This is a genomic window from Knoellia subterranea KCTC 19937, from assembly GCF_000768685.1.
GTDB lineage: Bacteria > Actinomycetota > Actinomycetes > Actinomycetales > Dermatophilaceae > Knoellia > Knoellia subterranea.
Genome location: NZ_AVPK01000007.1, coordinates 199,058 through 219,990, shown reverse-complemented (window position 1 = coordinate 219,990; position 20,933 = coordinate 199,058). Strand labels below are relative to the sequence as shown.

At 68.7% G+C, this 20,933-nt stretch carries 20 protein-coding genes; 3 read left to right on the top strand and 17 right to left on the bottom strand.

From position 1 onward, the window contains the following. The 3 genes from N803_RS13060 to cimA all read right to left on the bottom strand — a co-directional run. Window positions 1-251: hypothetical protein (locus N803_RS13060; protein WP_035905978.1), on the bottom strand; the 251-nt coding region annotated here is incomplete at its 3' end. A 250-nt stretch (window positions 252-501) separates the two neighbouring features. Further along, complete coding sequence (gene arfB, locus N803_RS13055) at window positions 502-957, bottom strand: alternative ribosome rescue aminoacyl-tRNA hydrolase ArfB (RefSeq protein ID WP_035905976.1); 456 nt, start codon at window positions 955-957, stop codon at window positions 502-504. 28 nt (window positions 958-985) lie between these two features. Beyond that, window positions 986-2,614 carry a citramalate synthase gene (gene cimA, locus N803_RS13050; RefSeq protein WP_035905974.1) on the bottom strand — a complete coding sequence of 543 codons (1,629 nt, stop codon included), beginning with the start codon at window positions 2,612-2,614 and terminating at the stop codon, window positions 986-988. Window positions 2,615-2,969: 355 nt separating this feature from the next. On the opposite strand from cimA, the gene N803_RS13045 reads away from it, so the two are divergent. Beyond that, a complete protein-coding gene (locus N803_RS13045; RefSeq protein ID WP_035905972.1) occupies window positions 2,970-3,431 on the top strand; it encodes a YdeI/OmpD-associated family protein in 462 nt (153 codons plus the stop codon). Window positions 3,432-3,467: 36 nt separating this feature from the next. On the opposite strand, the gene N803_RS13040 is transcribed toward N803_RS13045, so the two are convergent. Continuing rightward, complete coding sequence (locus N803_RS13040) at window positions 3,468-4,793, bottom strand: DUF2786 domain-containing protein (RefSeq protein WP_169743092.1); 1,326 nt, start codon at window positions 4,791-4,793, stop codon at window positions 3,468-3,470. Between the two features lie 197 nt (window positions 4,794-4,990). Here N803_RS13040 and N803_RS13035 point away from each other — a divergent pair, with 197 nt between their 5' ends. Together N803_RS13035 and N803_RS13030 are read left to right on the top strand one after the other, a co-directional pair. After that, window positions 4,991-5,263 carry a hypothetical protein gene (locus N803_RS13035; protein WP_035905970.1) on the top strand — a complete coding sequence of 91 codons (273 nt, stop codon included), beginning with the start codon at window positions 4,991-4,993 and terminating at the stop codon, window positions 5,261-5,263. Beyond that, a complete protein-coding gene (locus N803_RS13030) occupies window positions 5,250-5,789 on the top strand; it encodes a hypothetical protein (protein ID WP_245617245.1) in 540 nt (179 codons plus the stop codon). The genes N803_RS13035 and N803_RS13030 overlap by 14 nt, the downstream gene beginning before the upstream one ends. A 19-nt stretch (window positions 5,790-5,808) precedes the next feature. On the opposite strand, the gene N803_RS13025 is transcribed toward N803_RS13030, so the two are convergent. From N803_RS13025 to serA, 13 genes are all read right to left on the bottom strand, one after another. After that, on the bottom strand, window positions 5,809-6,546 hold the full coding sequence (locus tag N803_RS13025) for an SAM-dependent methyltransferase (RefSeq protein WP_035905969.1): 738 nt from the start codon (window positions 6,544-6,546) through the stop codon (window positions 5,809-5,811). A 71-nt stretch (window positions 6,547-6,617) separates the two neighbouring features. Beyond that, on the bottom strand, window positions 6,618-7,727 hold the full coding sequence (locus N803_RS13020; protein ID WP_052112267.1) for an MBL fold metallo-hydrolase: 1,110 nt from the start codon (window positions 7,725-7,727) through the stop codon (window positions 6,618-6,620). A gap of 10 nt (window positions 7,728-7,737) precedes the next feature. Then, window positions 7,738-8,472, bottom strand: coding sequence for a gamma-glutamyl-gamma-aminobutyrate hydrolase family protein (locus N803_RS13015; RefSeq protein ID WP_035905968.1), 735 nt, complete (start codon window positions 8,470-8,472; stop codon window positions 7,738-7,740). Between the two features lie 3 nt (window positions 8,473-8,475). Next, window positions 8,476-9,243 carry a 3-oxoacyl-ACP reductase gene (locus N803_RS13010; protein ID WP_035905966.1) on the bottom strand — a complete coding sequence of 256 codons (768 nt, stop codon included), beginning with the start codon at window positions 9,241-9,243 and terminating at the stop codon, window positions 8,476-8,478. Between the two features lie 30 nt (window positions 9,244-9,273). Further along, on the bottom strand, window positions 9,274-10,647 hold the full coding sequence (locus tag N803_RS13005; protein WP_035905965.1) for an aldehyde dehydrogenase family protein: 1,374 nt from the start codon (window positions 10,645-10,647) through the stop codon (window positions 9,274-9,276). A 23-nt stretch (window positions 10,648-10,670) separates the two neighbouring features. After that, window positions 10,671-12,056 carry a glutamine synthetase family protein gene (locus N803_RS13000; protein ID WP_052112266.1) on the bottom strand — a complete coding sequence of 462 codons (1,386 nt, stop codon included), beginning with the start codon at window positions 12,054-12,056 and terminating at the stop codon, window positions 10,671-10,673. 16 nt (window positions 12,057-12,072) lie between these two features. Beyond that, window positions 12,073-12,813, bottom strand: a complete 741-nt coding sequence (locus N803_RS12995; protein ID WP_035906040.1) for a FadR/GntR family transcriptional regulator — start codon at window positions 12,811-12,813, stop codon at window positions 12,073-12,075. Between the two features lie 2 nt (window positions 12,814-12,815). Then, complete coding sequence (locus tag N803_RS12990; protein ID WP_052112265.1) at window positions 12,816-14,372, bottom strand: amino acid permease; 1,557 nt, start codon at window positions 14,370-14,372, stop codon at window positions 12,816-12,818. A gap of 86 nt (window positions 14,373-14,458) precedes the next feature. Continuing rightward, entirely contained in the window at window positions 14,459-16,051 is a 1,593-nt protein-coding gene (locus N803_RS12985) for a glycosyltransferase family protein (RefSeq protein WP_035905963.1), read from the bottom strand. Window positions 16,052-16,057: 6 nt separating this feature from the next. Next, on the bottom strand, window positions 16,058-17,155 hold the full coding sequence (locus N803_RS12980) for a branched-chain amino acid aminotransferase (protein ID WP_035905961.1): 1,098 nt from the start codon (window positions 17,153-17,155) through the stop codon (window positions 16,058-16,060). A 65-nt stretch (window positions 17,156-17,220) separates the two neighbouring features. Further along, complete coding sequence (locus N803_RS12975; RefSeq protein WP_035906037.1) at window positions 17,221-18,288, bottom strand: 3-isopropylmalate dehydrogenase; 1,068 nt, start codon at window positions 18,286-18,288, stop codon at window positions 17,221-17,223. Window positions 18,289-18,856: 568 nt separating this feature from the next. Further along, window positions 18,857-19,132: an HU family DNA-binding protein gene (locus tag N803_RS12965; RefSeq protein ID WP_035905959.1), complete on the bottom strand. Its 276-nt coding sequence runs from the start codon at window positions 19,130-19,132 to the stop codon at window positions 18,857-18,859. A 171-nt stretch (window positions 19,133-19,303) separates the two neighbouring features. Beyond that, on the bottom strand, window positions 19,304-20,890 hold the full coding sequence (gene serA, locus N803_RS12960) for a phosphoglycerate dehydrogenase (RefSeq protein WP_035905957.1): 1,587 nt from the start codon (window positions 20,888-20,890) through the stop codon (window positions 19,304-19,306). Window positions 20,891-20,933: the final 43 nt, after the last annotated feature.

Below are 20,933 nucleotides of genomic sequence, written 5' to 3'. Positions count from 1 at the left end.
CCCTTGACCGCCTCCAACGCCGCCACACACGCCACCCGCTCCGCCGGCGTCACGCCTTCCGCGTCGATCCCGGCGAACGCCGCCACCACCGCGCGAACCCGCGCCTCCACGCCCATTCCACCGTCGAGCGGGGCAGTGTTCGCGTCCACCACAGCCTCACCAGAACCCTCGCTGGCGTCGCCGTCGAAGGTGGCTCCGAAGGCGCCACAGCGCGCGCCATCAGAATCCGTGGCGTGGATCGTGTCGGTCATCAGTGGCCCCCTCCCTTACCCCTTCATCGTACACCCGTTCGGCGACAATGATCACGTCATCCACAGCCCAATTCCATTGCAGCACAACCGAATTCGCGCCAATAGCACGTCTTCCGAGCATCCCGAGCGACCCCTCCCCGGGGCGACAAGAACAGTCCATCACCCACCACCGACAACGGGTTCACAGCCCGCCCGAGCGCAACGGCAACAACCGTCGAGAACGTGCGTCACGGCATACGGAATGAGCCCTTCAATCGGGGCTGACGCGACCCCGCCCGGACTTCAGTTCGCCACGACGCTTCTTGGCATCCAGGCGACGACGCTGCGAACCCTTCGTCGGTCGCGTCGCCCGCCGCGCAGGAGGTTGGGGCGCAAGGGCCTCACGCAACAGCGCACCGAGACGCTCACGAGCAACGGCCCTGTTCCGCAACTGGGACCGACGCTCGGAAGCCATCACGACGAGTCGCCCCTGGACGAGGCTCGGGGCCAACACTTCGAGGACCCTCTCGACCTGGGTGGGCGTCAACGACGTCGACGTCGCCGGTTCGAACGTCAACTCGACCCGGCTGTCGGTCGTGTTGACGCCCTGCCCTCCCGGCCCGGAGGACCGACTGAACCGCTCGCTCAACTCGCGCGCATCGATGACCAAACCGCGTGGCAGACCGGGACCGGGTGGCACCACGAGGTCGCCGCCCGGTCCGTTCATGCCGTCATCGTGACACGAGTACCACGCGTCAGCGCGCCGGCACTCCCGCCCGCAGCAGGCCATAGGTCACGGACTCGACGAGGGCCATCCACGAGGCCTCGAGGATGTTGGGCGCAACGCCGATCGTCTCCCACGTCGTCTCGCCGTCGCTCGTCTCGATGAGCACGCGCGTCACCGCATCCGTCCCATGGGCAGCGTCGAGGATGCGCACGCGGAAGTCGATGAGTTCGAGGTGCTCGATCTCCGGGTAGGCCGTCGCGAGCGCGAGCCGGAGCGCGTGGTCCAGTGCGTTGACGGGGCCGTTGCCCTCACCGGTGCGGAGGACACGGCGACCTCCCGCCATGAGCTTGACCGTCGCCTCGGAGAGCGCGTCACCGTCCGGGCGCGAGTCGGTGATGACCCGCCACGACTCGATCTCGAAGAACTCGGGCAGGCCGCCCTCGATCTCGCGGCGCAGAAGGAGCTCGAAGCTGGCGTCCGCGGCGTCGAACGTGTAGCCACGCAATTCCAGCTCCTTGACGCGCGCCAGCACCTTGGCGACCAGGGCACTGTCCTCGGCGTTCTGTGGGTCGAGCTCGAATCCCAGCTCGCGCGACTTGAGCTCGATCGACGCACGACCGGCCATGTCGGAGATGAGCATCCGCATGTCGTTGCCGACGTGCTTGGGGTCCAGGTGCTGGTAGAGGTCCGGGTCGACCTTGATCGCGCTCGCGTGCAGCCCTGCCTTGTGCGCGAACGCGCTCGCCCCCGTGTAGGGCTGGCGCGAATAGGCCGGCACGTTGGTGATTTCGCTGATGGCGTGGCTGATCCGGGTCGCGTCCTGGAGGTGGTGCGGCTCCATCACCTGCTGGCCGACCTTGAGCTGGAGGTTGGCGATGACGGTGACGAGGTTGGCGTTGCCGGTCCGCTCGCCGTAGCCGTTGATCGTCCCCTGCACATGAGTTGCGCCGGCATCGACGGCCGCCATCGAGTTCGCGACGGCGCAACCGGTGTCGTTGTGGCAGTGGATGCCCAGGCGTGCGTCGCCAGCGGCTCCGCCGTTGACCCCCGACCCGAGCCCCAGAGCCCCGACCACGTCGGTCACGACGTCCCACACCTGCCCGGGGAGCATGCCGCCATTCGTGTCGCACAGCGCCGCCACCTCGGCGCCGGACTCGAACGCTGCCCGCAGCGCTTCGAGGGCATAGGCACGGTCGACGGCATACCCGTCGAAGAAGTGCTCCGCGTCGAGGAAGACGCGCCGCCCCTCCCCTCGCAGGAACGACACGGTGTCGCGGATCATCGCGAGGTTCTCCTCGCGCGTGGTGCGCAGCGCCCGCTCCACGTGGCCGACGTGCGACTTCGCCACGAGAGTGACGACGGGCGCCTGGCTGTCGACCAGCGCGCGCACCAAAGGATCAGTCGCGGCCGAACTTCCCGCCCGTCGCGTGGCCCCGAACGCCGCGAGCGTGGCGTTCTTGAGTCGCAGGTCGGTGGCGGCCCGGGCGAAGAACTCGGTGTCCTTGGGGTTCGCCCCGGGCCAGCCACCTTCGATGAACCCGACGCCGAGGTCGTCGAGGTGGGACGCAATCGTGAGCTTGTCTGCGACGGAGAGGTTCAGCCCCTCCTGCTGGGCACCATCGCGCAGGGTGGTGTCGTAGACGTGCAGGTCGCTCATTCGGGTCTCGTCTCGATCGTTCTCGTGCTTGGGTTCTGCGTGTCTCACGTGCCATTGTCGGGGAGCGCTGCCGCCCAGAGCCGGGGGTGTGGCCGACTGAACGTTCTGCCCGGCCGACTCGGGGCGCCTCATCGACCAAACAAAAAGACCCCCCGGGTGCGGGAGGTCTGCGCGACGAACGGGAGTTCGTCGCGCTAGTCGATAATGACGGTGGCGGTGGCCACGGACATGAGAGTCACGGGGGAAGCGTGGCACGCGGTTCCACGGTTCGGGAAGGACCGTCCACATCGCGGTCACCCGCCTTCACACCATGGCGTATGCCGTCCGCTCCCCTTCCTCGCTAGTCTCACCTTCCATGGGAGAGACGTTGCACCTCACCGCCGTCCTCGAGCCGATGGGCCCGGCCGGTGGCTTCTCGTTCACCGACGAGCAGGTGGGTGCGCTGGGTGACGGAGCCAAGACGTTCCCCGTGGTGGTGACCATCAACGGCAAGGCGCACGCGCTGCGGCTGGCGCGGATGGGTGGCCAGAACCTCGTCGGCTTCAGCAAGGCCAACCGGGCGGCCGCGGGCATCGAACTCGGCGACGAGGTGACGTTCGACATCTCCGCCGACTCGGCGCCGCGCACGGTCGAGGTGCCCGATGATCTGGCCGCGGCGCTCGGCACCGATCCCGTTGTGGCACAGGCGTTCGAGGGGATGGCGTACTCCCACCGCAAGGAGTACGTCCGCTGGGTGACCGAGGCCAAGCGCGAGCAGACCCGGGCCGACCGGATCGCCAAGACGGTCGAGATGGTGCGGGCCGGCCAGCCCCGCTGACCGGGACCTCAGGCCCTTGGGCCGTGAGCGCCAGAGTCAGCCGGTGCGCCTCTTCCCCACCTCCCCCCGTCCCACTGAGCCATCGAGGTGCGCCTGATCGGCGGCCGAGCGACCCGCGTGCCACCCCTCTGCATCGGCCACGGACCGGGTCGTTCGTTGAGTCAGGGATGGGAACCAGTGGCTCATCGACTGCTCGACCTTTGCGTTGCGCGCAGCGAAGATCGGCACGAGTTGCTGCCCCTGCTGGCTGGCGGCCGGAGCCGCCGACTCCATCTCGGCATCGGCGACCTCGCGGAGGCGCTCACCGATGCGGTGGGCATAGGCGGTGAGGAACGAGGAACGGAAGGCGCGGGTGCGACTGCGGCCCCGATGGTCCGTGCGTGACCCCTGCGCCAGCATGCGGGCGTTGGCCTGCACGAGCAGCGAGGTGAAGAGCAGCTCGACGGCCTCGACGTCGGCCTCGTAGCCGATGACTGTGGCGAACCCGAGGTCCTTGGTCCAGATCGCCCGACAGCGGTTGGCCCGCGCCACTTCGGACAGGAGGGTCACCTTCGGGCCGTCGTAGGGCGTGTCGATGCCGATGCGATGCCCTTCGGGCTCGTCCTCGACGCCACCGGCGCTGCGGGCGTGGGCGGCCAGCAGAGCAGCGTCGATGCTGTGCCGGGCCATGAGCGCCTGAGCCCCTGCGGTGAACGTCTCTGCCTCGGCCTCGAAGGTCGTCGACTCCGCCTTGGCCAGCAGCATCCGCACTCGGGTGAGGATGCGCTCGTCGGGAGCCGGACCGGATCCGGGAGCCTGGGCGACCGAGGTCGGTCGGGGCAGCGCCTCACCGGGAAGGGGCGTGAGGCGCTGGATCCTCGGCAGCGTCCACAGGAGGTGGAGCACCGTGACCGTGTGCGACAGCAGGCTGAGCCAGTCGGCGCCCCGTGCGCGTCGCGCATCGAGCCAGGTCTGGGAGGCCGGCCACCAGACTCCTCCGTCGAGATCCGCCAGCTGAGCCGTCCACCGATGGTCCACGGTGGCGGCCGCGTAGCGCGCCAACTCGTCACTCATGGCATCAACGGCAACCGACTGCTCCTCCACGGACAGGGATCGCACAGCCATGCGGTGGACGTCGGCAGGCTGCCACCCGCGGTCCCAGGCCTGGGTCACTGCCGCGGCGACCTGATCGATCGTGCTCGTCACGACCTGGCGCTCCCCCTCGGGCGTGCCGCACAATTGCGCGAGCGCCACGGTCGCGTCATCGAAGGCCCGGACTCGGTGCGAACCCAGCGCGGACAGTGCCATCGCGATGAGAGCTGCTGCCGAGCGCCTCGACTCGCCCCCGCCATGGTTCCCGTCGGAACTGCCCTGCTGACTCATCTCGTCTCCTTCGTGATTGCGCTCGGTCAGCATGTCACCGGCCAACGTCCGTGCGCGCCCGCACTCTGGCGATCTGTGGACAACGAGGCGGCGAACGACCGAGTGTGGACAACCTCCACCCGCCATGCGGGTGCCCATCTCAACACCATGTCAACCACTGGTTGACATGTACCCGACGTCAACCTAACGTTGACGACATGGCTCCCACTCTTCAACCGCAGAAGCAGACCGCCCTCCCCGCCGGGACGGTGTTGATCGTGCTCGGTCTTGTCACCTACCTCCTCTCTCGCGGACGCGACGGGTTCGACAAGGGCCTCTTCACTGGCGCGACCGTCGCGTTCATGGTGCTCGGCGCCTACCTGCTCGGATCGACCTTCCGCCGCACCGCCGACGACCCCAACGACCGCACCACTGACACCAACGGCGACTCCGATGACGACCTCTGGCTCCCCAGTCGTGACGAGCACTGACCTGACCGCCGAGGCCGAGAATCCGACCTCAGCGCTCACCACAGCCATCGGCCGTGCCATCGTCGAGGGCACGGCCGAGAACCACCTCGCCCTGGTGCGCCGCGCAGCCGAGGCTGAGACCGTGACCCGAGACCTCCTGCGCCAGGCCGTGAATGCGGCTCGAGCCAGTGGCCACAGTTGGGCCACGATCGGCACCGAGCTCGGCATGAGCCGTCAGGCGGTCCAGCAACGTTTCGGCGACCGCCCGGCCGAGGATGCCGCTCCCCCGGAGCATCGGTGGCTCGGACCCGTGACCGCCTTCGACGAGATGGGCGAACTCGACCTCGCCGGCCGTCGCGGATGGCACACGGTGCGGGCCGGCATGCTCCGCCACCTCATGGTGCGCACGCCCACCCAGTGGGAGCACAAGCGGGTGGTGTGGACGGGTTCGCTCGCCAGGTACGAACGAAACGGCTGGGTCGTGGGGTGCCGCGCCCTGCCGTGGGTCTACCTCGTCCGCGACACGGGGCTGGCCGCAGAGGACTGACGGCGACGACTCTCGGGGCTCAGCCGTGGTCCGGGACACCGAGCGTCAGATAGGCGAACCCGAAGGCGTTGCGATATCCGTGCAACCACCGGGTGCGGTGTTCATCAGCACGGGCCCGAACCTCGGCGTCGTCGTGGTGCATGAGCCACTCCTCGAGATCGGCCAGATAGCCGGACTCGAAGGCGAACAGTTCGTCCTCGTTGGCCGTATCGGTCCACAGGGGCCGGAATCCCGCCGCGACCGCGACATCGACGAGTTCGGCCACCGAGGGCAGCGCCACCACGTCGTCCCAGACCAGTTCGGGCCGCACCGGACCCCGCACCTCCCACGTCCCGTCACCGAGGACAAGCCGGCCGCCGGGCCTCACCAGCCGCCGCAGCCCGGCGAGCGCCTCCCCCACTGTGTCGCCGAATGCGTGTGACGAACCGATGCAGATGACCACGTCCGCCGGACCCCCGATCACGTCACCAACCCGGTCGCCGGCCACGTTGGTGAACGTCACGCGATCCGACAGACCACGGTCCCGGGCTGCGGCGCGCGCGCGATGGAGGTGGCGCTCCTCCGTGTCCACGCCGAGGGCGCTCGCTCCCGGCACGCGCGCGGCGATCCGCAAGAGCAGTTCGCCCCATCCGCACCCGACGTCCAGCAGGCTCGTCGGCGATGCCGGAGCGAGCCGGTCGGCCATCGCGTTGGCACGCCAGTCCGACAGCGGCGCGTTGAAGTCGAGGTGCTCGTAGTAGCCCGGTCCGTCAGTCACACAGGTGAGTCAACACGAACGGTGAGCACCCGGCATACCGGATTGTCGGTCCGAGAAACGTTGGGAGCACCTCAGGTGACCGAACGCCACCAGAAGCCCGGTTCCGCAGGTAGCGACGCAACGTCGATCCGCTCGCCGGGCCGCGGCACGCTCACGCCGATCCCGCGGCGCTCGGCCTCGACGAGGACGCGCTCGATGGGTTCGGCCCAGGGGTGGAAGGCGAGGTTGAAGGTCGCCCAGTGCACCGGGACCATGACCGGCGCGCCGACGTCGAGCGCCGCCTCCACCCCGTGCTCGGGCGTCATGTGGATTGTCGGCCAGCCGTCGTCGTAGGCGCCGACCTGGACGAGCGCCAGGTCGAACGGGCCGTACTGCTCCCCGATCTGTGCGAACCCCACGAAGTAGCCCGTGTCACCCGAGTAGAAGACCTTGCCGATGGAACCCTCCAGCACCCAGGACGCCCAGAGCGTTCCGTCGCGGGACAGCCCGCGACCCGAGAAGTGCTGGGCCGGCGTGGCCACGAGGCGCACCCCGGCCACCTTGGTTTCCTCGTGCCAGTCGAGTTCGTCGATGCGGTCGGCTGGGACGCCCCACTTCTCGAGGTGCGCGCCGATCCCGAGCGGCACGACGAATCGCGTCTCGGGCCGCAGTCGGGCGAGTTCCTTGACCGAGCCCATGTCGAGGTGGTCGTAGTGATCGTGCGAGATGACGACCGCGTCGACCGGCGGGAGGTCGCGCAGCTCGACCGGCACCGGGTGCAGTCGCTTGGGCCCCACCTGCTGCGACGGGGAGCAGCGGTCGCTCCACACCGGATCGAGGAGGACGACCGCCCCGTCGATCTGGACGAGGACGGTCGAGTGGCCCAGCCACGTGACGTGCGTGCCCTCGGGTCGGGCGTCGAGGGGTTCGCGCACGAGCGGAACATCCCCCACCGGGTGCCGCTCCTGACGTCCGGCGACGAGCTCCCGGACGCTGCCGGCGAGCGAGCGCGACGACGGTTCGAAGCGCAGCTGCTGGTTGTGGAACTTGCCGTTCGACCACTCGGGCGACTCCGCCATGCGGGCCGCTCGGGTGCCGGTGGCGCGCCCGCCCATGGCCTCGGGCACCGGACGCCCCGCGCGCACGAGCCACGCGGCGAGACCGACACCTCCTGCTGCAATCGCCAGTCCCGGAATCTTCACCGGTCCAGTGTCACCCCTGCGCTGCGAACTCGCCGCACGTGGCCACGAACGCGTCGAAGAGTCGCGTGTCCGCGCCCGCCTCCGGATGCCACTGGACTGCCAGACGGAAGGGGTATGCCGTGTCCTCCATCGCTTCGAGCGTCCCGTCCGCGTGCCATGCCGTTGCCGCGTAGCCGGGGTGCGTGGACACCGCCTGGTGGTGGTAGGTCGGGACGTCGTGGACGCCGGCGCCGAGGATGGTGGCGAGCCGGGTGCCGTCCTCGATCGTGACGGGGTGGTGCGCATAGACGCCCGGCGCCGGGCTGTGCTCCTCGTGCCCGACCCGGACCGGGATGTGCTGCTCGAGCGTGCCGCCGGCGGCCACGGCCATGACCTGCATCCCGCGACAGATCCCGAGGAGCGGCAGCCGCGACTCCCCCGTCACCCGGGCCACGGCCAGTTCGAAGACGTCCCGGTCCGGGCGAGGTGACTGGACCCGGGAGTCGGGGACAGCGGCATACCGGACTGCTTCGACGTCGGCACCGCCGGCGATGACGACTCCGTCGAGGCGCGAAAGCAGCTGTGCCACAAGGTCATCCGACGCGTCGAGCCTCGGCGGCATCACGACCACCGTGGCGCCGGCGCGCTCGAGGTGCTGGACGTAGTTGTGCGGCAACACCGTGCTGAGCTGCCCGTCCCAGTCACCACGCACGACGGGTTCGACGTAGGACGTGATGCCGACGACGGGACGGGCGGACGCAGCCATGGCTCAGAGCGGGGTGACGTAGGCGCCTGAGATGCCGCCGTCGACGAGGAACGTGTTGGCCGTGATGAAGCTCGACTCGTCCGACGCGAGGAAGAGGACGGCGTTGGCCATCTCCTCCGGCTCGCCGAAGCGCCCCATCGGGACGTGGACGAGCCGACGCGCGGCCCGCTCCTCGTCCTTGGCGAAGAGCTCACGCAGCAGTGGCGTGTTGACCGGTCCCGGGCAGAGGGCGTTGACGCGCACGCCCTGGCGGGCGAATTGCACCCCGAGTTCGCGGCTCATGGAGAGGACACCGCCCTTGGACGCGCTGTAGGAGATCTGCGACGTCGCCGCGCCCATAACCGCGACGAAGGACGCCGTGTTGATGATCGACCCCTTGCCCTGCTCGAGCATGTAGGGCAGCGCCGCCTTGCAGCACAGGTAGACCGACGTGAGGTTGACCTCCTGCACCTTGCGCCACGCGTCGAGGTCGGTGTCGAGGATCGAGTCGTCCTCGGGCGGGCTGATGCCGGCGTTGTTGAAGGCGATGTCGACGCTGCCGAACTTCTCCTTGGCCGTGGCGAAGAGGGTGTCGACCTGGTCCTTGTCGGTCACGTCGCAGTGGACGTAGGCGCCGCCGACCTCCTGCGCGATCCGCTCACCGTTGGCGTCGTCGAGGTCGCCGATGACGACCTTGGCGCCCTCTTCGGCGAAGCGCCGGACGGTTGCGAGGCCGATGCCGGAGCAGCCTCCGGTGACGACCGCAACCTTGCCCTCGAGACGAGTTCCCATGTGTGCCAAGCCTTTCCGTGGTGGTGAGAGTCAGTTGTCCGTGCTGATGAAGACGTTCTTGACCTCGGTGAACGCGTCGAGCGCGTCCGGGCCGAGCTCGCGGCCGATGCCGCTCGACTTGAACCCGCCGAACGGCGTCGAGTAGCGCACGCTGCTGTGGCTGTTGACGCTGAGGTTGCCCGCCTCGACGGCGCGGCTCACGCGGATCGCTCGCCCGACGTCGCGGGTCCAGATCGATCCGGACAGCCCGTATGCCGTGTCGTTGGCTTTCGCAAGCGCGTCTGCTTCGTCGTCGAAGGGCATGACACCCACGACCGGGCCGAAGATCTCGTCGCGCCAGACACGGTCCCGGGTGGAGGTCGGGAGGACGACGGTGGGTGGGTACCAGTAGCCGGTGCCCTCGGGCGCGCTGCCGCGGAAGGCGATGTCGACGGTCTCGTCGGAGTCGTCGACGAAACCGCGCACGGTCTCGCGCTGACCGGCGCTCACGAGCGGGCCCATCTGGGTGCTCTCGTCACCGGGGTCGCCGACGCTGACGTCCTTGATGGCCGCCTCGAACCGCTCCATGAAGGCGTCAAAGACGGTGCGCTGCACGAGGATTCGCGTGCGGGCGCAGCAGTCCTGACCGGCGTTGTCGAGGAACGACATGGGTGCTGCGGCTGCTGCGGCCTCGACGTCCGCGTCGGCAAAGACGATGTTGGCGGACTTGCCGCCGAGCTCGAGGGTGACCCGCTTGAGCTGGTCGGCGGCCTTGCGCATGATCCCCTGGCCGACCGCGGTCGAACCCGTGAAGCAGACCTTGCGCACATCGGGGTGGGTGACGAACCGCTCCCCCACCACCGAGCCCTTGCCGGGCAGGACGGTGAAGACACCTTCGGGGATGCCTGCCTCGAGGGCGAGCTCTCCGAGGCGCATCGCCGTGAGCGGGGTGAGCTCGGCCGGCTTGAGGACGACGGTGTTGCCGGCGGCCAGGGCCGGGGCGAACCCCCACCCCGCGATCGGCATCGGGAAGTTCCACGGGACGATCACCGACACGACGCCGAGCGGCTCCTTGAACGTGACGTCGAGTCCACCCGCGACGGGGATCTGCCTGCCGAAGAGTCGCTCGGGCGCGGCCGAGTAGTAGGCGAGCACGTCGCGAACGTTGCCGGCCTCCCACCGGGCGTTGCCGATCGTGTGGCCGGCGTTCGTCACCTCGAGCTGCGCGAGTTCCTCGAGGTGCTCGTCGACGACCTCGCTGAAGCGGCGGAGGAGACGGCCGCGGTCGGCGGGTGCGAGGGCCCGCCACGTCGGCCCGACCTCGACGGCGCGGGCGACCGCCTCGTCGGTCTCCTCGACACCGACGAGGTCGATGCTGCGCACCGTCTCCTCGGTCGCCGGATTGATGACGTCATGCGTGGTCATGCTGCGTTGTCCTTTCGGAGGGATCAGAGCCGCTCGAAGCCGCGGACGCGCTCCCAGTCGGTGACGGCCGCGTCGAAGGCCTTGAGCTCGACGTCGGCGGCGTTGACATAGTGGTCGACGATGTCGTCACCGAAGACCTCGCGGGCGATGTCGCTGCCGGCGAGCAGGTCGCGGGCCTCGCGCAGGGTGGCGGGCACGGTATCGACGTCGGAGTTGTAGGCGTTGCCGATGAACTCCGGCTCGAGTTCGAGCTCGTGCTCGATGCCGTAGAGGCCGCCCGCGAGCATCGCGGCGATGGCGAGGTAGGGGTTGACGTCACCACCGGGGACACGGTTCTCCATGCGCAGACCAGCCCCGTGGCCGACGACGCGCAGCGCGCACGTGCGGTTGTCGCGGCCCCAGGCGACGGCCGTCGGAGCGAATGATCCCGGCTGGAACCGCTTGTAGGAGTTGATGTTCGGCGCATAGAAGTAGGTGAACTCGCGGAGCGTGGCGAGCACCCCGGCGAGGAACTGGTCGTGCAGCAGGCTCTGCCCACCCTCGCGCTCGTCGTCGGCGAAGACCGTCTCCCCCTCGAGGCCGCGCAACGAGAGGTGGACGTGGCAGGAGTTGCCCTCGCGCTCGTCGTACTTCGCCATGAAGGTGAGCGACATGCCGTGCCTGGCGGCGAGCTCCTTGGCCGCGGTCTTGTAGATGACGTGGTTGTCGCACGTGCGCACGACCTCGTCATAGAGAAAGCCGATCTCGTGCTGGCCGAGGTTGCACTCACCCTTGGCACCCTCGACGGTGACGCCCGCGGCATACAGCTCATTGCGGATCTCGCGCAGCAGCGGCTCGACAACCGTGCCACCCGTGATCGAGTAGTCGACGTTGTAGCGGTTCGCGCCCGTGAGGCCGACATAGCGCCGGTCCCACGCGGAGGTGTAGCTGTCCTCGAAGACGATGAACTCGAGCTCGGTGCCGGCGAGCGCCTGCCAGCCCTTCTCGGCGGCGCGCTCGACCTGGCCCTTGAGGATGCCGCGCGGCGACTGTCGAACCGGGCCCGACCCGTCGAGCCAGGCGAGGTCGCACTGGATCGTCACCGAGTTCGGTTGGCCGGGCGTCCGCCGCAACGTGTCCAGGTCGAGCACGAACTCGAAGTCGCCGTAGCCCTTCTCCCACGACGACATCGCATAGCCGTCGACGGTGTTCATGTCGACGTCAACGGCGAGGAGGTAGTTGCAGCCCTCGGCTCCGTGGTCGAGGACGTGGTCGAGGAAATAGCCCGCGTGCAGTCGCTTGCCCGTGAGCCGGCCCTGCATGTCGGTGAAGGCGACGATGACCGTGTCGATCTCGCCGGACTCCGCACCCGCGCGCAGGTCGTCGAGGGTGAACTGCTTCGGCCCCCCGGCGTGGATGGAACCACTCATGTGTCGTTCTCCTTCGTCATCCGATGAGTCCCCTGAGCAGGGCGGAGGTCGCATCGCAGTGCTCCTCCATGGCGGCGCGTGCGGTCTCGGCGTCTCCTCGGAGGATGGCGTCGACGACCGCGTCGTGCTGGTCGCACGAGTGCTCGATGTTGCGTTTCAGGACCGGGATGGCACCGAGCATCTCACCGAGCGCCGCCTGGGCCCGGGTCACCGATTCGATGAGCATCGGCGAGCCGGACACGGTGGCCACGGCGAGGTGGAAGCGGCTGTCCGCGATGCGGTGGGTTCCTGCGTCGGGAGCCGCGCGCACCGCCGCGGCTGCCTCGACGAGCCAGGACCTCTGGTCGCCGGCCAGGCTCTGCCGGGCCGCGAGCCAGGCAGCTCCCGGCTCGACCACCCGACGGAAGTCGAGCGCGTCGGCCATCGCAGCACCCCGGCGGGGCGGCACCCTTGAGGAGCCCGGTGACGATCCCGGCTGAGGTGGCACATGGGTGACGACGGTGCCTCCACCGCGACCACGCTTCGTCTCGACGAGACCGCTCTCGCGCAGGGCGGCGATGGCGTCGCGCAGGGTGTTGCGCGAGACCCCGAGCCGCTCCGCGAGATCACGCTCGGGCGGCAACTGCTCGCCGTCGACGAAGACTCCGAGCCGGATGGCCGTGGCCAGCTGCTCGACGGTCGTCTCGAACGCGTTGGCGGTCGCCGGACGAAGGACGGCCTCCGAGAGCCGCCCTTCGTCCGGCTGGTGTGCGTTCACGTTCACTCGAAGATCTCGGCTGCCGGCTTCGTGTCGTGGCCCTTGGGCACGTCGACCATGAAGTGCTTGCGTCCGCCGACGAACCAGGACACCGTCGCGAACACGAGCACGACGCCCACGGCCACCGGGGCGTAGTTGAAGGTCGAGTCACCCCACGTTCCGGGCGCGTAGGCCGGGAGCATGAAGAGGATGACGATGATGATGACCCACACGACGGCGATCCACCCGATCGGCGCACTCCACTTGCCGAGGTTCCACCGACCGACCCGGAAGTCGGGGTTCATGCGGCGCAGGAACACCGGGACGACGTAGGCGATGTAGAGCCCGATGACGGCGATGGACGTGACCGCCGCGTAGGCCGTGAGGCTCCACAGGGCGGGCAGCGCGACGACGATCGAACAGACGACGCAGAGCCAGATCGAGTTGGTGGGGGTTCCGGTGCGCGGGTGGACCTGCGACCAGAGGCGCGAACCAGGGAGGGCGTTGTCGCGCGAGAACGCGTAGGACATGCGCGAGTTGGCCGTCACCGATGCCATGCCGCAGAAGAACTGAGCGACCGCACAGATGAAGAGCATGGTCTTGCCGAGGCCGGCGCCGGCGGCGTCGATGAAGATCTGGGCCGGCGGGAGCCCGGTCTCGGTCGCCCGCTGCGCGTCATAGTCCTGGATCGCCGCCGTGACCGACACGAGGAGGATCCAGCCGGCGATGATCGACACCCAGACCGACATGACGATGCCCTTGGGCGCCTCGGTCGAGGCGTTCATCGTCTCCTCGGCGACGTGCGCGGAGGCGTCGTAGCCGGTGTAGGTGTACTGCGCCATGAGCAGGCCGACGAGGAACGCGTAGGGCAGGATGCCCAGGACGTGGCCGTCGAACCCGGTCGAGTTCTTGTATTCGGTGAACGTCCACGACAGGCTCTGGTGCTGGTCCGGGACGAGCCAGAGGATCGCGACGATGATCGCGACACCCACGAGGTGCCACCAGGCGCTGACGTTGGAGAGAAGCTTGACGAGGTTCACGCCGAACGTGTTGAGCAACCCGTGCAGGACGATGATGACGACGAACGCGACGAAGGTCGACGCGAGCGACACCTCGACACCGAAGACCAGGTTGAGCAGTGCCATCCAGGTCACGGCAGCGCCGTAGTCGATGGCCGCCGTGACGGCCACCTCGCCGAGGAAGTTGAACCAGCCGACGTACCACGCCCACACGCGCTTGTTGCGTCGCGCGAGCTTGCCGGCCCAGAAGTAGAGCCCACCTGCGGTCGGATAGACCGAACAGACCTCGGCCATCGCCAACGCGACGCAGAGCACGAAGATGCCGACGACGGGCCACCCGATCGAGATGGCCACCGGTCCACCGGCGTCCATGGCCAGGTAGTACGTCGTGATGCACCCGGCGAGAATCGAGATGATCGAGAACGAGACGGCGAAGTTGCTGAAGCCGCTCATCCCGCGATGGAGCTCCTGCTTGTAGCCGAGCTCGGCGAGCATCGCCTCGTCGTCGTGGTGGTCCCCGGGTCCGCCGGGCTGTGTGGTGCTGCCTGCCTCTGTCGCCATGAGCACTCCATCAAAGGTCTGTTCCCGAACCCCTTTGTCCCAGGAACGTCAGTGACAGGTACTCAACACCCACACGGCATACGCCGTCAATGGTCTGCTCCTGAACCATTTCTGCGTCCCCGCAGCGATGGAAGGGTGAGGGCGCACATCATCACGACGACGGGAGCGAAAACGAAGATGTAGCGGGAGCGCCCCTGGAAGAGGAGGGTGAATCCGGCCGCGCCGAGCAGCACGAGCGCGAGCAGCAGGACCTCTCGTCGGGGTCGCCCGAGCAGGGCGCCCAGTCCCGTGAGGAGAAGCACCGAGAGCCAGAGCGCCTGGGTGAGATCGGCGCGGGCGGGATAGGCCGCGCCCGACGGGTTGTCCACGGACCACATGACGTCGACGGCCGGTCCGCTCAGACGCGGGCTCGAGATGAGGAGGTCACCACCCTCACCCCAGGCCCAGAACATGCCGTCACCCCAGTTCCACACGGTCTTGGCGCCGTAGAACTGGGCCGTGCCCACCGCTCCGCGGCCCTCCCACCGGTCATGGATGAACGACCTCGCGTATGCCGTGGCCTCCTCGGGCGTTCGACCCGAGATCCCCTCGACCATGGCTCGGTCATAGGTTCCGTAGCTCGTGCCACCCCGCGGGTTGGGCTTGGAGTTCATCCCATTGGCCAGCCACCACATGACGGGGGGTGTCACGTCGGGACGCACCTGTGACGCATCGATCCCGGAGGTCGCCGTCGCCAGGCTCGTGAGCCCTGCCGAGCCGACCGCGAAGACGGCGCCGGCCCCGAGCGAGGCCACGACCGCTCGCACGAGGCGACGTCGGCGGGACGGGCGATCGCGGGTCGGCTCGAGGGCCACGACGAGCGCGAACAGCACCAGAGCCACGAGCAGCACGGCCGGCGTCGACTTGATGATGTAGGCCACTGCTACCGACAGGGCAGCACCGGACCAGAAGAGGATGCGCCGCCACGGGACCTCGACGTCGACTGCGCGCACGCCCAGTGCCACGGCCCCCACGACGAACGGCATCGCGGGAACGTCGGTGTAGGGCACGCTCATCCACGGCGACAGCCCCACGAGGGCGATGACCACGAGCTGAGCCAGGACCGCCCAGCGCAGCCCCACCCGAGGCCGCAGGAACCGACCCACGATCCACAGGGTGACCCCGAGGCAGAGGCCATTGACCGCGATCGCCACCGTCTGGGGTGTCACACCGAAGACATCGCCGAGTGCCAGGTAGCCCCGATCGATCGCCAACATCGCGATGGTGTTGGGGTAGAGCGACAGGTAGTCGTAGGCGTAGGGCTCGAGCACGAACCCCCCATGGAGCCTGCGGGCGAACTGCATGAGGGTGTGGGCGTCCCACCCGTAGCCGTAGGCGATCAGCCGGGCGGCCACCGTTGACGCGGCGGCGCCCAGCACAGCGACGCCGGGCACCACCCCGGCGTCCAGCCAGCGACCCCGGTCGGCGAGCCTCCGACCCACGGCCGCCGGGACACGACCCCAGAGGGCGACCACGACGATGACGGCCATCAGCGGCACGACGACCAGAGCGCGGAAACTCAAGAGTCCCATGTGCGGATGCACCGCCGCGGTGATGGACACCGCGACCAGTGCGCCACCCGCGAGCAGAACCAAACCCCTGGCCACCGGTCCGGCCAGGCTCACCCCCCGAACACCCATGGTCGCTCAGGCGAGGCGGGTCAGCCAGCCGCGTGAATCCTCGGCCCGGCCGTACTGGATGTCGAGGAGCGTCTGGCGAATCGCCCGCGTGACCTCACCACCCTCGGGACCACCGACCGCCGGGGCGGAACCGCCGGCCCAGCGCAGCTCACCCACCGGCGTGATGACGGCCGCGGTACCGCAGGCGAAGATCTCGACGATGTCGCCGGAGGCCGTGCCGTCCTTCCACTCCTGGATCGGCACCTTGCGCTCGACCGGCGTGAGATCGAGGTCCTTGGCGAGCTCGAGGATCGAGCTGCGGGTGATTCCCTCGAGGATCGATCCGGAGAGTTCGGGTGTGATCAGCTCGTTGTCCCTGGTGAGGAAGAAGAGGTTCATGCCTCCGAGTTCCTCGATGTATTCCTGCGACGCGGAGTCGAGGAAGACCGCCTGGTCGCACCCGTTCTCGATCCCCTCGAGTTGGCCGGCGAGCGACGACGCATAGTTGCCACCGCACTTCGCCGCGCCGGTGCCCCCGGCACCGGCCCGCGCGTAGTCCTGCGAGATCCAGAGCTTGACCGGCTTGAGGCCACCGGCGAAGTAGGGACCGGCAGGCGAGGCAATGACCGAGTAGGTCACCTCGTTGGCCGGCCGGACCCCGAGGAACGCCTCCGAGGCATACATGAACGGGCGGAGGTAGAGGCTGGCCTCGCTGCCGTCGGCCGGCGGCACCCACGCCTCGTCGACCTCGACCAGGGCCCGGAGCGACCCGATGAAGTCGGCCTCGGAGATCTCGGGCAGGGTCAGGCGGCGCGCGGAGCGGGCCATGCGGGCGGCGTTGGCCTCGGGACGGAACGTCCAGACGGAGCCGTCCTCGTGGCGGTAAGCCTTCATGCCCTCGAAGATCTCCTGCGCGTAGTGCAGCACGGCCGCACTCGGCATGACCTGGATCGGGCCGTAGGGCACGACCTTGCCGTCGCGCCAACCGCCGTCCTTGGTCCACGTCGCCGTGACCATGTGGTCGGTGAAGTGGACACCGAATCCGGGGTTGGCGTGGATCTGCGCGCGACGCTCGTCGCTCGCGGGGTCCGGACGTCGCTCGACACTGAACGAGAGGTCGGTCATCTCAAGGGGTCCTTCCACACGAATGAAGCGGGCGCGGGGGCTCGCTGCGCCTACGGCGACCGAGCCTATGACAGGCGTGACGCGACGGCGTCACCGATGGCGCTCGTCGTGCGTACCGCGCTGCCCCGCCCGGCGAGGTCGGCCGCGACCGCGGCCTCGACCCGCGCCGCTTCGTCGGTGCGCCCGAGGTGGTCGAGCAGCATCGCGACCGACAGGATCGTCGCCGTGGGGTCGGCCTTGCCCTGGCCGGCGATGTCCGGCGCGGACCCGTGGACCGGCTCGAACATGCTCGGCGCCGACCCCGTCGGGTTGATGTTGCCGCTCGCTGCGAGGCCGATGCCGCCGGCGATGGCGGCCGCGATGTCGGTGATGATGTCGCCGAAGAGGTTGTCCGTGACGATGACGTCGAAGCGCCCGGGATCGGTGGCGAGGAAGATCGTCGCGGCGTCGACGTGCTGGTAGGCCGTCTCGACGTCGGGGAACTCGGCGCCGACCTCCTCGACCGTGCGGCGCCACAGGTGCCCGGCGTGGGTGAGGACGTTGTGCTTGTGGACGAGGGTGAGGTGCTTGCGCGGGCGGGCCTGGGCGCGGGCGAAGGCCTCGCGGACGACGCGCTCGACCCCGAAGCGCGTGTTGACGCTCACCTCGGTCGCGATCTCGTGGGGCGTGCCGGTGCGCAGCGAGCCGCCGTTGCCGACGTAGGGACCCTCGGTGCCCTCGCGCACCACGACGAAGTCGATGCCGCCCGGGGCCACGCGGTCGACGGCGAGCGGGCTCTCGACACCCGGGAAGAGCTTGGCCGGGCGGAGGTTGACGTAGTGGTCGAGTGCGAAGCGCAGCGGCAGGAGGATGCCGCGCTCGAGGACTCCGCTCGGGACGCTCGGGTCACCGATGGCGCCGAGGAGGATGACGTCGTGACCGCGCAGTTCGTCGAGGACGCTGTCGGGCAGGGTCTCGCCGGTGGCGTTCCAGCGCTTCGCGCCGAGATCGTATGCCGTGCTGGTCACCTTGGTGCCGCTGCCGGCGGTCACGGCCTCGAGGACCTTGAGCCCCTCGGCGACGACCTCGGGCCCGATGCCGTCACCGGCGATCACCGCGAGGTCGATGCTCTCCCCGGCACTGTTGTTCGTCATGCTCTCCACCCTAGAAACTCATCTCGTCATCCGGGACACGCCGCCCACCATCCGGACTCCCAGAACGACCGTCCGAAAACAACTTTCCCGCCGGAAGTGGCTTTCTCTGACTTCGCTTGACCGAGGCGATCAGGCGAAGTGAGAGGAACCCACTTCCGGCGGGAAAGTTGAGATGGGTGGTGCGCGTCAGGCGTCCGTGTGGTCCTGGTCACGCAGGTCCATCGACTCCTGCAGTGCGCGCTGCGCCTGCTTGGCCTCTTCACTCATGGGAATGTCCTCCGGGTCACGTTCGTGGTGGGTTGGTGGCTCCAAGCCCCGGTGGGGGCGAGCCCGTCAGCAGACGTCGCGGGATCTCCGCGGCGAGGGAGCTGACTACCGAACCTCGCCGCGGCAGGCAATGAGAAGTACCTTCCGCTGCATGCCTTCGAGGTTAGGAGGACGTCCAACTATCGGGTAGACCCTGTTCATGAAATGAGACGCCGTCTCAGCGCGAACACGAGCCCCCGAAACACGGATGCCGCGCACCCACCGGAGGGTGGGCACGCGGCATCCGCGAAGAGCACTCAGCTCACTTGGCGAGCTTGCGCTTGAGCTCGGCGGCCGGCTTGAACGCGGCGGCCGTGCTGGCGGCGATCTCGAGAGCCTCACCCGTCTGCGGGTTGCGGCCGGTGCGGGCGGCGCGCTCGCGGGTCTCGAAGATGCCGAAGCCCGGCAGCGAGACCTTGTCGCCGGCCACGAGGGCCTCGGTGACGGCCTCGAGGACAGCGCCGATCGCGCGGTCGGCGTCGGCCGCGCTGAGCTCGGCCTTCTCGGAAACCTTGGTCTTGAGCTCCGTACGGTTCACAAACCCTCCTGAAAATGCGTGGTCACTTGACGGCCCAACGATAAGCACATGCCTGTGATTTCGCAGAAACCGCCCACCAACGCGTATGCCGTGTGGTCGCCTCGGGAGGCGACCACACGGCATACGCGAATCGGTCAATGACGTTGTGTCACAACCGGATTGGTCGATGGATCAGTCGACCAGGTCGACGGTCCGGACCTCGGCGTCGACCTCGGACGCGATCGCGCCGACGACCTCAGCCGGGATCTTGTTGTCGACCGTGAGGGCCACCAGAGCAGCCCCCGTCGACTCGTCGCGGTCGACCTGCATGCCGCCGATGTTGACGTCGGCCTCGCCAAGGAGTCGGCCGATGACACCGACGACCCCCGGACGGTCTTTGTAGGAGAAGAAGGCCATGTGGTCGCTGATCGGGACCTCGAGGTCGAAGCCGTCGATGCCGATGAGCTTCTGGACCATCTTGGGTCCTGTGAGGGTGCCGGCGACCGAAACAGTGCGTCCGTCGGCCAGCGTGCCGCGCAGGGTCGTCACGTTGCGGAACTCCTCGGACACGGCGTCGGTGAGCAGGCGGACCTCGCAACCGCGCTCCTTGGCGAGCAGCGGGGCGTTGACGTAGGTCACCGGGTCCTCGCTGATGTCGGTGAAGACACCCTTGAGGGCCGAGAGCTCCCACACCGAGACGTCGTGCTCGGTGATCTCACCGCGCACGTCGACGTCGAGCTGCACGGGGACTGAACCCGCCACGGCCGTGAAGATGCGGCCGAGGTTCTCGACGAGGTCGATGCCGGGGCGGACCTCTTCGTCGACGATGCCACCGGACACGTTGACCGCGTCCGGGACGAGGTCGCCGCCGAGGGCGAGGCGCACAGACTTGGCCACGGAGACGCCGGCCTTCTCCTGTGCCTCTTCGGTGGAGGCGCCCAGGTGGGGCGTCACGACGACCGACTCGAACTCGAAGAGCGGGCTCTCGGTCGTCGGCTCCGTCGCGAAGACGTCGATGCCGGCTCCGGCGACCCGACCCTCACGGAGGGCCTCGGCGAGTGCCTCCTCGTCGACGATGCCACCACGTGCGGCGTTGATGATGCGGACGCTCGGCTTGACCTTGGTGAAGGCCTCCTTGCCGAGGAGTCCGGCCGTCTCCGAGGTCTTGGGCAGGTGGACGGTGATGAAGTCGGACTCCGCGAGCAGCTCGTCGAGGGTCACGAGGCGCGCACCCAGCTGCCCGGCCTTCTGGGCCGAGACGTAGGGGTCGTAGGCGAGGATCTCCATGCCGAAGCCCTTGAGCCGCTCGGCCACGAGCTGACCAATGCGACCGAAGCCGACGACGCCAACCTTCTTCTCGAGGAGCTCGACACCGCCGTACTTGCTGCGCTTCCACGCACCACCCTTGAGGGCCTGGTTGGCGGGCGCGATGTTGCGCGCGGTCGAGAGGAGGAGACCGACCGCGAGTTCGGCGGCGCTGGTGATGTTGGAGGTCGGGGCGTTGACGACCATGACACCGGCCTGCGTTGCGGCGGGGACGTCGACGTTGTCGAGACCCACACCGGCGCGGGCGATGACCTTGAGGTTCTTGGCCGCAGCGATGGCCTCGGCATCCATCTTGGTCGCGGAGCGGATGAGCACGGCGTCGACGTCGGCCAGCGCGGGGAGCAGCTGGGAACGGTCGGACCCGTCAGTGTTGCGGACCTCGAAGTCAGGTCCGAGGGCGTCGATGGTGGCGGGGCTCAGTTCCTCGGCGATCAGGACGATCGGCTTGCTCACGTGCGTATCCTTTGGGTCACGGGGCGGGGTCCGCAGAGTCACG